This window comes from Arsenicicoccus sp. UBA2120 (genome assembly GCF_002330965.1).
Taxonomy (GTDB): domain Bacteria; phylum Actinomycetota; class Actinomycetes; order Actinomycetales; family Dermatophilaceae; genus Arsenicicoccus; species Arsenicicoccus bolidensis.
Genome location: NZ_DCYC01000073.1, coordinates 98920 through 110474, shown reverse-complemented (window position 1 = coordinate 110474; position 11555 = coordinate 98920). Strand labels below are relative to the sequence as shown.

Below are 11555 nucleotides of genomic sequence, written 5' to 3'. Positions count from 1 at the left end.
GCCTCGCGCCTCGGTCAGTCGGTGGTGATGGCGTCCGGCGAGGCGGTCGGCGCGGACCCGTACGTCTGGTGGAGTGCGGCCACGTAGGTGGCGAAGGCGCCGGCCATGTCCAGTGATCCGCCCAACAGGAGCCACTGCGTCTGCAGCCCGTCCATCATGGCCAGGGCGGAGCTTGCGACCTGCTCGGTGGGGGTCTCGGGTGCGACGGTGCCCGTGCGGATGCCTTCGGCCAGGTCGTCCACGATGGCTTGACGGGCCTCGGCGTAGTGCCGCTGAGTCCAGGCGTGGGCCGGGTGGTCGGGGTCCATCGCCTCGCTGGTCACGGTGACGAAGAGCCGGACCAGCTGTGGCCTGGTGCTGTTGAGCAGGGTGAGCCTGCACAGGCGCTCCAGCACCTGCCACCCGGTGGGCGCTGTCGGCTCGAGGGCATCGAGGTCCTCGCGGTCGCGCTGGTCCCGCAGTGCCAGCACCTCGGCGAGCAGGGCTTCCTTGTGGGGGAAGTGGTGCGTCAGCGCGGTGGGGGAGAGGTCGGCGTCCTTGGCGATCTGCGCCAGCGCTGTGGCGCGGAACCCGTGGTTGGCAAAGAGCTCGAGGCTTGCCGCGATGATGCGCGCGCGGGTCGCGGCGCCGTCACCACCTCGGGGGCGTCCCGGGCCACGGCGGACCCGGTCCGTGTCCGTGCTCATAGGCCGACCTTACCCGCGTGTCTGGGCATGGTCACAGACCCCGCGATGTCCGGCTGCGTCCGTGCGACGAGCGTGCTGCCGCCCACGGGCTCCGAAGATCGATCCGTCACCCCTGGTCGATCAGCTCGTTGCGGCTGGTGCGGACATCGATGGGCTCCTCCGGGCCGGGGATCTGCACGGTGTCGGCGATGGGGATCCACGCGCCGCCGTCCACGCTGTACTCCCCGGAGTAGGTCGCCGTGACGTTGATCGCGAACCTGCCGGCCTTGGGGTAGGGGTAGGTCACGTCGCCGCTGGGGTAGGGCCCACCGGTGCTGGACGTCGGCCCCACCGCGCCGCCGTCCCCGAAGTCGTAGAGGTAGCTCTGGCCGACGGGGCGGATGCGCACGGCGTGGCCGAGCAGGTCGACCGTGCTGATCTCCCCGGGCTCGAACCCGGCTGGGTCCCAGGCGATCTGGACATAGGTGGGCAGCGTCACGAGGGTCCGGCCGCCCACGGGCTGCACCTCCGCCATCGGCTTCGCGAACGGCGTGGTGTGGAAGGCCTGCACGATCATGGCCTCCGTCAGCACCGGCTGCGGTGGGGCGACCTGCGCCGGTGCCCCCGGCGCGGGTGGGGCCTGCCCCGGCGCGGCTGGAGCCGCCGGGTCCGGCACGAACCCCGGCACAGCGGTCTCCCACTGTCCGGGCCCGTCCTTGGCGACCAGCGGCCGCCGCGGTACGAATGTCAATGTCGGGCCACTGGTTCTGCTGTTGACGGCCAGCTCAGCGGCCCTGGTCACAGGCTGAACTGGGCGCGCCCCCGGCCGTCCGTTCGAGGACTGCTTCGCTGCCACCGTCCTGGCTGGCTGGGCGGGCCGTCGGCGGCTTCCAATCTGCGTTCCCTTGATCATCAGGCCGTCTTGGCTCGACGAACTGTTGATCGAAGTCCCGTCTGCTGCTGGCACAACAGGCTGGGGGAGAGCTATAACGGCAATCATCAAGGTCAACCTCGGATCGAATCGAGGCGCCAGCCGTCGGCCACTTCCCTCAGCACGAACTGTCTGACCGATTTCTCTTGCGGCTGCTCACCTACTTTGCGTCCATCAAGACCCACCACATGAGCTGGCCGTTGCATTCCGCTCATCTCGACTACTGCTCGCTTGTCATCCGTGTCGCCTTGGTAGGTAACGCTGAAAGCAGACCACGGCGGTGTCAAATACCGTTGGTTCGCGGCGGTCAACTTCTTCACGCGGTCCTCGAGAGACGCGCAGGACTTGCAGGTGGGGAGGCTGAGGGCTGAGATCAGGCCGGTCTTGGGGGTCGTCCAGGCGACGTTGACCTGATCGATGAAGTAGCGCGTGAAGGCCTCGGCGCCCTCGGGGGTGTGTGCGCGGGCGGCTGCGGGGATGGCGGGGGCCGCGGCGCTGGTGGCGGTCGGGGCTGCCACCGTGGGGGAGGTGGTGGCCGGGGCCGATGCGGAGGTCGAGGTGGGGGCGGCGGCGCTCGTGCCCGACGTGGCCGGTGGCAGCTCGTGGGTGGCGGTGGCTGTGCCCTGGCTCGTGCCGGAGGCGCCCGAGCAGGCGGTCAGGGCGCCCGCGGCGATCAGCCCGGCGGTGGTGAGGAGACGTCCGTGTCCACGCATGGCGTCGAGCCTAGACGTGCGGCGACGCCTCCTGCTTCCGTCATACAGGGGTCTGTGGATAACTCAGGATCAGCGGCGGTCGCGGGTCATCACGGACACCGCGTAGACCATGAACCCGGCCGCCACGAACATCAGCAGGCCGCGCACCGGACCTCCGCTGCGGATCATCAGGGCGACCGCGAAGCAGAGCAGGCCGACGACGAGCGGGGTGAGGGCGCGGCGATCCATGGGTCGAGCCTAGACCGTGCGACCACCACCAGATGTTGGAGTCGGGCCGTCGATCGTCTGGCCCTTCGTCACCATCACGCAGAGTGTCGATACCGACACGATGAGTGCAACACGCCGTGTGACCTGGGACAACACGTCAGGTGGGTGACTTGTTTGATCACGAGGCCGTCACGGGCATAAGATCACTACATCTAGTGGTTACACCGGTGTAAGTCATCCACATGTAGTCCCCAGGGTGAAGCCGGTTACCCACAGGTTGTCAACAAGCCATCCACAGCCGCGTCCACAGGCGGCCGCCGATCAGGGGAGGAGCCTAGCCGTGCACTGCCCGTTCTGCCGCAACACCGACAGCCGCGTCATCGACAGCCGCACGACCGACGACGGCTCCGCCATCCGTCGTCGTCGTCAGTGCCCGGCCTGCCAGCGCCGCTTCACCACGGTGGAGTCCGCGAGCCTGACCGTCATCAAGCGGTCCGGCGCCAGCGAGCCGTTCAGCCGCTCCAAGATCCAGGACGGCGTGAGCAAGGCCTGCCAGGGGCGCCCGGTCAGCGAGGACGACCTCGCCAGGCTGGCCCAGCGGGTGGAGGAGACGATCCGCTCGCAGGGCCACGCCGAGATCGACGCCCACGAGGTCGGTCTCGCCATCCTGGGCCCGCTCCGCGAGCTCGACGAGGTCGCCTACCTGCGGTTCGCGAGCGTCTACCAGGCGTTCGACTCGCTCGAGGACTTCGAGGCGGCCATCACCCTGCTCCGGGCGGAGCACTCGCCCACGGGCGAGGAGCCCGCCGCGGTGGGTCCTCCGGGCCCCTCTCGCACGACCTAGCAGGTCATCGGGGGTCTGTCAGTGGTCGCCCACAGACTGCTCGTATGACGACCGGACCCCGCACCACGACATCTCCACCGCCCCGCCGCGCCACCTGACGGGGACCCACAGGCACGACATACCGCCAGCAATCCACAGGGAACGGAAGGCACAGCACCATGACCGAGACCGTCGGCGCTCGCTCCGCAGCACGCAAGTCGGCCAAGAAGGGCCTCACCATCGAGCGCATCTTCACCACGCCCGGCGTGCACCCCTACGACGATGTGAACTGGGAGAAGCGCGACGTCGTCCAGACGAACTGGAAGACCGGCGAGACGATCTTCGAGCAGCGTGGGGTGGAGTTCCCCGACTTCTGGTCGGTCAACGCCTCCACCATCGTCACGACCAAGTACTTCCGCGGCGCCGTGGGCACGGACAAGCGCGAGCAGGGCCTCAAGCAGCTCATCGACCGCGTCGTCCTGACCTACGCCAAGGCCGGCAAGGACAACGGCTACTTCGCCACGCCCGAGGACGCCGAGATCTTCGAGCACGAGCTGACCTACGCCCTGGTCCACCAGGTGTTCAGTTTCAACTCCCCGGTGTGGTTCAACGTCGGCACGGCCAGCCCGCAGCAGGTCAGCGCCTGCTTCATCCTGTCCGTCGACGACTCGATGGACTCCATCCTGAACTGGTACAAGGAGGAGGGGTTCATCTTCAAGGGCGGCTCCGGCGCCGGCCTCAACCTCTCCCGCATCCGCTCCTCCAAGGAGCTGCTGTCCTCCGGCGGCACCGCCTCCGGCCCCGTCTCCTTCATGCGCGGCGCCGACGCGTCCGCCGGCACCATCAAGTCCGGCGGCGCGACCCGCCGCGCGGCCAAGATGGTCGTCCTGGACATCGACCACCCCGACATCGAGGAGTTCGTCGAGACCAAGGCGCGCGAGGAGGACAAGATCCGTGCGCTGCGCGACGCCGGCTTCGACATGGACCTCGGCGGCCGCGACATCGTCTCCGTGCAGTACCAGAACGCCAACAACTCGGTCCGCGTCTCCGACGAGTTCATGAAGGCCGTCGAGGAGGGCACCGACTTCGGTCTGCGCGCCCGCATGACCGGCGAGATCATCGAGCGCGTCGATGCCCGCACCCTGATGCAGAAGGTCGCCAAGGCCGCCTGGGAGTGCGCCGACCCGGGCATCCAGTACGACGACACGATCAACGCCTGGCACACCAACCCCGAGACCGGTCGCATCACCGCGTCCAACCCCTGCTCGGAGTACATGTCGCTGGACAACTCCTCGTGCAACCTGGCCTCGCTCAACCTGCTGAAGTTCCTGCGCGACGACGACACCTTCGACGCCGCCACCTTCCAGAAGGTCGCGGAGCTCGTCATCACGGCGATGGACATCTCCATCTGCTTCGCGGACTTCCCGACCGAGTCCATCGGCGAGACCACCCGTGACTACCGTCAGCTCGGCATCGGCTACGCCAACCTCGGCGCCCTGCTGATGGCGACCGGTCACGGCTACGACTCCGAGGGTGGCCGCGCGCTCGCCGCCACGATCACCTCGCTGCTCACCGGTGCGTCCTACAAGCGCTCCGCCGAGCTCGCCGGGGTCGTGGGGCCGTATGCCGGCTACGCCCGCAACGCCGAGGCGCACAAGCGCGTCATGGCCCAGCACCGCGACGCCAACGCCCAGGTCAAGACCCTCGACGAGATGGGCTCCTCCATCCACGCCCTCGCCACCCAGGCCTGGGACCAGGTCCTGGACCTCGGTGACAAGAACGGCTTCCGCAACGCGCAGGCCTCGGTCCTCGCCCCGACCGGCACCATCGGCTTCATGATGGACTGCGACACCACCGGCATCGAGCCCGACTTCTCTCTGGTCAAGTTCAAGAAGCTCGTCGGTGGCGGCTCCATGCAGATCGTCAACCTGACGATCCCGCGTGCGCTCAAGAAGCTCGGCTACCAGGACGAGTCGATCGAGGCGATCGTCGAGTACATCGCCGAGCACGGCCACGTCGTCGACGCCCCCGGGCTCAAGACGGAGCACTACGAGATCTTCGACTGCGCCATGGGTGCCCGCGCCATCTCCCCGATGGGCCACGTGCGCATGATGGCGGCCTGCCAGCCGTTCCTGTCCGGCGCCATCTCCAAGACGGTCAACCTCCCCGAGTCGGCCACGGTCGAGGAGATCGAGGACGTCTACCTCCAGGGCTGGAAGCTCGGCCTCAAGGCCCTCGCCGTCTACCGCGACAACTGCAAGGTCGGCCAGCCGCTGTCCGTGCAGGAGACCAAGAAGAAGATCGAGGAGCGCGTCGAGGAGAAGGTCGCCGAGCTGGTCGAGTCCGGCGACGCCAAGGTCGTCGAGAAGGTCATCTACCGCCCCACCCGCCGTCGCCTGCCCAAGCGTCGCGCCTCGCAGACCACGTCCTTCACGGTCGGCGGCGCCGAGGGCTACCTGACCGCCGGCGCCTACCCCGACGGTGGTCTCGGTGAGCTGTTCCTGAAGTTCGGCAAGCAGGGTTCGACCCTGGCCGGCGTCATGGACGCGTTCTCCATCGCCATCTCGGTGGGCCTGCAGTACGGCGTCCCGCTCGAGACCTACGTCGACAAGTTCACCAACCAGCGCTTCGAGCCGGCCGGCCTCACGGACGACCCGGACGTGCGGATGTCGCAGTCGATCATGGACTACGTCTTCCGTCGCCTGGCCCTGGACTACCTGGACTTCGACACCCGCTCGATGATGGGCATCTACTCCGCGGAGGAGCGTGCTCGCCAGCTCGAGACCGGGTCCTATGAGCCCGTCACCGACGAGGACGAGGAGGAGTATGACGAAGAGATCCAGCAGGACGTCGCCACCTCCAAGACCCCGCAGGAGAAGGCCCGCGAGGCCGGCGAGCGCTTCGGCTCCTCGTCGCCCCGCCCGGCCGAGGTGAAGTCCGGCGCCGGTGCGGCCGACGCCCGCGAGGTGTCCCGCGAGATCCACTCCTCCGCCGAGCTGATGGAGAAGCTCCAGGGCATGGCCTCCGACGCGCCGATCTGCATGACCTGCGGCACCAAGATGCGTCCCGCCGGCTCCTGCTACGTGTGCGAGGGCTGCGGCAGCACCTCCGGCTGCAGCTGATCACCCCGTCGCTCGAGCGACGAACCGCGCTGAGCCCCGCAGGGATTCGTCCCTGCGGGGCTCAGCCGCGTCCGGCTGGCAGACCATGAGGGCGTGCAGGGTCGTCTCGGGGACGTCCTCCTCGGCGGATCGGTCGACCCTGGCTTGCTCAGCCCGCACCCTGGGCTTCACGCCACGTTGACGGGTCGCGCCTCGGGCTCGCGGGCGCGGGAGGTGGGGGAAGCCACGGGTTGCGTACTCGGCGACAGACGGGAGGGGCGCAGCAACCGCATGGCGTTGAGGATCACGATGAGCACCGATGCCTCGTGGACGAGCATGCCCAGGGTCATCGTGACCCCGCCCAGGATGACACCGGCCAGCAGGGACGCGACCGTGATCAGGGCTACGGCGATGTTGATGCGCATCACCGACACCGTGCGCCGCGCCAGAGAGATCGCTTGCGGCAGCTTGAGCAGGTCGTCCTTCATGAGGGCGATGTCAGCAGTCTCGATGGCGACACCTGTGCCGGCGGCACCCATGGCGATCCCGATGTCCGAGACGGCCAGCGCCGGGGCGTCGTTGACCCCGTCTCCCACCATGGCGACCACGTGACCCTGTGACTGCAGCTCACGCACTGCCTCGAGCTTGTCCTCCGGCAGGAGCCCGGCACGCACCTCGTCGACCCCGACCTCCGAGGCCACTGCTTCCGCGACCAGGTGGGTGTCTCCGGTGAGCATGACGACCTTGCTGACGCCGGCCTTGTGCAGCCGCCCCACCATCTCGCGGGCGTCCTGGCGGATCCTGTCCGCGACCGCGACGATGCCGATCACCTGTCCGTCCAGGGCCACGATCATGGGCGTGCGGCCACGTGTTGCCAGGTCGTCTGCGGCGGCCGCAGCCAGCTCGGTGCCCTTCGTCACGCCTTCGACGCGCAGCAGCGAGAGGTTTCCCACCGCCACTCGGTGCCCTCGCACCAGCGCCACGACGCCCTTGCCGGGCACGGGTTCCGTGTGCTCGGGCAGGCCGAGCGCAGCCCTGCCGTCTCCCAAGGCCGCTTCCACGATGGGGCGAGAGAGCGGATGCTCGGAGCCGGTCTCTGCCTGCGCAGCCCAGTGCAGCACCTCGCTCTCGTCGAGCGAGGGGTCGATCACGACGACATCCGTGAGGTACGGACGTCCCTCCGTGAGTGTGCCTGTCTTGTCCAGGGCAACGGCCGTGATCGTGGCGGAGGTCTCGAGGAACTCGCCTCCCTTGATCAGGATCCCGTCCCTGGCGCCGCGTCCGATGCCCGCCACGATCGCCACCGGAACGGAGATGACCAGGGCGCCGGGGCAGCCGATCACCAGGAGGGTGAGTGCCAGCGTGACGTTGCCGGTGGCCAGGAAGGCGACGAGCGCCAGCACGATGATGGCGGGTGTGTACCAGGTCGAGAACCGATCCATGACGGCCTGGGTCTTGGCCTTGGCGTCCTGCGCCTCCTCGACGCGGTGGATGATCCGGGCCAGCGTGGTGTCGGCGCCCACACCGGTCGCTTCGACCTGCAGGAATCCACCGTGGGAGATGGTGCCGGCGTAGACCGGGTCACCGAGGGCCTTCTCCGCCGGGATGGACTCGCCCGTGATGGAGGCCTCGTCCACGGCGCCGGAGCCTGCGATGACGACACCGTCGACGGGGATCTTGGAGCCGTTCTTCACGAGCACCGTCTCGCCCACGACCACCTCAGCCGGGGGGACCGAGACCTGCTCGCCATGCCGCAGCACGATGGCGATCTCAGGCGCGACCGCGATCAGCTCGGCCAGGGCGGAGCGGGTCTTGTTGAGCGTGGCGTTCTCCAGGGCGTGACCGATCGCGAACAGAAAGGTCACAGCCGCCGCTTCCCAGAGCTCACCGATGAACAGTGCCCCGATTGCGGCGATCGAGACGAGCAGGTCGATGCCGATGACCCGCGCAATCAGACCGTGGACCGCGGACCGCAGGATGGGGGCTCCAGCGACGACCGCAGCTGTGACCATGAACACGTCACCCCACAGCTGCGAGCCCGCCAGGCCGGAGGCCGTGAAAGAGATGATGATCGACAGGCCGGCGACCAACGGGACCGTCCAGAGGTTCCGAATCAGGTGCCGGACATGGGTGAGATGCGTCATGGCGATGTCTTCGTCTCGTAGTCAGCGCGAGTCAGAACGCGGACGGAGCGGACCGGTAGCCGGCCTTGGCGACTGCCGCCACGAGCTCGGCGACGCCGGTGATGGCCGGGTCGTGATCGACCTCGATGCGCGACGAGGCGAACTTGACGCTGACGCGGGTGACGCCCCGGAGGCGTCCGACCTGCTTCTCGATCTTGCCGACGCACGAGGGGCAGGAGAAGCCTTCGGCGCGAAGGACGGTATGGGTGTGGGTGCTGGTGGCGGTGTTCATGATGGTGGTCCTCATTCCCTGTCTCGCGGACCCACCGGTTTGTGGACGTCGCGGTGATTCCAAGCTAGGAGCGCTGCGAGGGAGGGACCATGACGCACATCAATGAGCAGCACATTGCCGTGACCTGGTGATTCATGCTTCAAACGGGCCTAGAGTGAGGCCCGTGACCTCTGTCGGCCCCCGTGAGGGACCGCCCGGTGGGCGTCGGCACATCCCGCTGCGCGAAGTGACCATGCCCCACCGCTGTCCGCGAGCCGTCCGGATGGCAGTCCTGGCCCGCGTGCCCTACTTCCAGGGGCTGTCCCCGGCCGAGCTCGATCGCATCGATCGGCGGATGGCCACCACGTCGTGGCCCGTGGGGACGCACATCTTCCACGCTGGCAGTGCCGCCGGTCACCTGTATGTCGTCGCTGAGGGTCGCGTCAAGCTCAGTCAGGTCAGCGCAACAGGCACCGAGACCCTGGCCGACATCCTCGTGGCCGGTGAGCTCTTCGGGGGCATGGGCACACTGGGGCAGTCAGCCCATCGGCATACCGCCAGCGCGCTGGTCCCCACGTGTACGTTGCAGATCGACCAACCGACCTTTCGTGAGCTGCTGGCTGAGCATCCAGGCGTTGCGCTACGGGTGCTGGATGACGTGGCCGAGCGGCTGGCGCGGGCGCAGGATGATGTCGGCGGTCAGGTCACGGACACGGTCGCCCAGCGAGTGGCAACCGCGCTGCTCCGCCTGGCTGACAAGCTCGGCAACGACCGTGGCGGGCGCGGGATCCTGCTCGAGGTCCCCCTCTCCCGCAGCGACCTGGCGGGCCTGGCGCGCTCCACCCCGGAGTCGGTGTCGCGGGTCATGAGCCAGTGGCGACGTGACGGAGTCATCGACTCCGGGCGCCGCTGGACCGCCATCCTCGACCTCTCCCGGCTGGAGCGGGAGGCCCTCGGCGCGGGGTGACCTCAGGAAGGGGCGTGTGGCCGGGCGGTCCCCGTGCCGAGTTCAGCTGCGGGAAACGCCGGCCCCCTGACCCGGAGACGGTGCCCCTGACCGCCGACGACCTGCAGACGGTGCCCCTGACCGCCGGCGTGGACCATGCCTGGGCGTGCGCCGAGGTGGCCACCGTCGCCGCCACCTCGTCAAGGAGCGCGACGTGCCCCGGCGCCACGTCGTGGCGAGCGGCTTCTGGAAGGCCGGTCAGGTCCACCTCTGACCGGCAAGCTGCGGACGGGGAGGGTGCGGCCAGGATGTCGGGAGGTGACCAGTCGGCGAGGGGAGTCCTCAGGGGCGCGGGCCGATGAGCGACATCACGGCCGCGGATGCCGCGACCTGACCGGCCGCCATGGCCATGACGACCGACTGCATCGGCATCGGCAGCGCGGGCACGTGCGCGAGGTCGCCCGCCGCCATGACGCCGGGCAGGCTCGTGCGCTGGAGCTCGTCGACGCGGATCGCGCCGGAGTCGTTGCGAGCCAGGCCGAGCTGCGCGGCGAAGGGCGCGCCCTGGTGCAGCTCCGGTCGCAGGAACAGGACGTCCACGTGCTCGGTGGAGCCGTCGGCGAGCGTCACGTCGACGCCGCCGCCCGTGTCCCGCACCGCGCGGACGGGCGCACCTGCGGGGTCGCCCTCGAGGGGGAGCAGCACCAGCGACCCGGCGACGGGTTCCAGCAGCGCGGTCAGGTGGGCCGCCGGGCCGGTCCCGAGGATGCCGAAGCGTCCCCCGGCGAACTCGTGCGCGTGGCAGAACGGGCACTGCGCGGCGCGTCCGCCCCACAGGTCCTGCAGGCCGTCGACCTGCGGCAGCTCGTCCCGGACCCCGGTGGCCAGGATGACGGCTCTGGCGACGAGGTCCTCACCCGCGGCGAGGGTCACGGCATACGTGCCGTCCGGTCTCGGGGTCACGGTGGTGGCCCGGACGTCGCGCACCTCCACCGTGGGATAGGCCGCGAGCTCCGCCCGTGCAGCCGCGCGCAAGGTGGGCGGGGGAGTGCCGTCCTGGCCGATCACGTTGTGCATGTGGGTGACTCGCGCGTTGCGATAGGAGCCGTCGTCCAGCAGCACCGCCTGGCGGTGCACCCGGCCGATCGACAGGGCGGCCTGCAGCCCGGCTGGGCCGCCGCCGATGATCACGATGTCCGTCGTCATTGTCATGCTCGCCAGCGTGTACCTTCAGGTTGACATGAAGGCAAGTGACGATGCGGGACTGCCGATCCGCGAGGTGGCTCGGCGGTTCGACGTGCCCACCCACGTCCTGCGCCACTGGGAGGACGTGGGGCTGCTCAGCCCTGCGCGCGATGCGAGCGGCTACCGGCGCTACGCACGCGCCGATCTCGTGCGCGTCGCCGTCATCGCCCGCAACAAGCTGATCGGCATGTCCCTCCCACAGATCCGCGCGCTCCTCGACGAGGGTGCGCCGGGTCGCCACCAGGTGCTGGAGGCGCACCTGCAGCACCTCGACGAGCAGCGCCGCGAGCTCGAGCGGTCGAGGGCCATGACCGAGCACTCCCTGCGCTGCCGGGCCCACGACATCGCGCAGTGCGAGCGCTTCGCCGCGCTGGTGGCCGACGTCATCGACGGCGGCCCCGTGCCCTCCGACTGGGACGCCGCCATCTCCTTGGACGGGCCGCCACGCGCCAGCAGCCCAGACGCCGCGTCGCCTGACGCTCACGTCACGTCGCGTCACGTCGCGGCGCGGGATGCGGCAGGGTAGGGGG

General features: G+C 69.2%; 12 protein-coding genes. 5 read left to right on the top strand and 7 right to left on the bottom strand.

What is annotated here, in order from left to right; genetic code table 11:
• Positions 1–14 precede the first annotated feature (14 nt).
• From B2P18_RS11810 to B2P18_RS11795, 4 genes are all read right to left on the bottom strand, one after another.
• Positions 15–686, bottom strand: coding sequence for a TetR/AcrR family transcriptional regulator (locus tag B2P18_RS11810; protein WP_029211680.1), 672 nt, complete (start codon positions 684–686; stop codon positions 15–17).
• Positions 687–792: 106 nt separating this feature from the next.
• On the bottom strand, positions 793–1242 hold the full coding sequence (locus B2P18_RS11805) for a PKD domain-containing protein (RefSeq protein ID WP_286959799.1): 450 nt from the start codon (positions 1240–1242) through the stop codon (positions 793–795).
• Between the two features lie 428 nt (positions 1243–1670).
• A complete protein-coding gene (locus B2P18_RS11800; RefSeq protein ID WP_286959796.1) occupies positions 1671–2309 on the bottom strand; it encodes a DUF6318 family protein in 639 nt (212 codons plus the stop codon).
• Positions 2310–2378: 69 nt separating this feature from the next.
• A complete protein-coding gene (locus B2P18_RS11795; RefSeq protein WP_286959795.1) occupies positions 2379–2537 on the bottom strand; it encodes a hypothetical protein in 159 nt (52 codons plus the stop codon).
• Between the two features lie 319 nt (positions 2538–2856).
• Between B2P18_RS11795 and nrdR the strand changes: the two genes are divergently transcribed.
• Entirely contained in the window at positions 2857–3360 is a 504-nt protein-coding gene (gene nrdR / locus B2P18_RS11790; protein WP_286959794.1) for a transcriptional regulator NrdR, read from the top strand.
• Between the two features lie 158 nt (positions 3361–3518).
• Positions 3519–6461, top strand: a complete 2943-nt coding sequence (locus B2P18_RS11785; protein WP_286959793.1) for a vitamin B12-dependent ribonucleotide reductase — start codon at positions 3519–3521, stop codon at positions 6459–6461.
• Between the two features lie 167 nt (positions 6462–6628).
• Here the strand turns inward: B2P18_RS11785 and B2P18_RS11780 are convergent, their stop codons facing one another.
• Positions 6629–8584, bottom strand: coding sequence for a heavy metal translocating P-type ATPase (locus tag B2P18_RS11780; protein WP_286959792.1), 1956 nt, complete (start codon positions 8582–8584; stop codon positions 6629–6631).
• A gap of 31 nt (positions 8585–8615) precedes the next feature.
• Complete coding sequence (locus tag B2P18_RS11775) at positions 8616–8855, bottom strand: heavy-metal-associated domain-containing protein (RefSeq protein ID WP_286959790.1); 240 nt, start codon at positions 8853–8855, stop codon at positions 8616–8618.
• Between the two features lie 262 nt (positions 8856–9117).
• Between B2P18_RS11775 and B2P18_RS11770 the strand changes: the two genes are divergently transcribed.
• Positions 9118–9801: a Crp/Fnr family transcriptional regulator gene (locus B2P18_RS11770; RefSeq protein ID WP_240483974.1), complete on the top strand. Its 684-nt coding sequence runs from the start codon at positions 9118–9120 to the stop codon at positions 9799–9801.
• Between the two features lie 145 nt (positions 9802–9946).
• On the top strand, positions 9947–10054 hold the full coding sequence (locus tag B2P18_RS11765; protein ID WP_239262560.1) for a siderophore-interacting protein: 108 nt from the start codon (positions 9947–9949) through the stop codon (positions 10052–10054).
• A gap of 68 nt (positions 10055–10122) precedes the next feature.
• On the opposite strand, the gene B2P18_RS11760 is transcribed toward B2P18_RS11765, so the two are convergent.
• Complete coding sequence (locus tag B2P18_RS11760) at positions 10123–10992, bottom strand: NAD(P)/FAD-dependent oxidoreductase (protein ID WP_034252915.1); 870 nt, start codon at positions 10990–10992, stop codon at positions 10123–10125.
• 10 nt (positions 10993–11002) lie between these two features.
• Between B2P18_RS11760 and B2P18_RS11755 the strand changes: the two genes are divergently transcribed.
• Positions 11003–11551 carry a MerR family transcriptional regulator gene (locus B2P18_RS11755; protein WP_286959780.1) on the top strand — a complete coding sequence of 183 codons (549 nt, stop codon included), beginning with the start codon at positions 11003–11005 and terminating at the stop codon, positions 11549–11551.
• Positions 11552–11555: the final 4 nt, after the last annotated feature.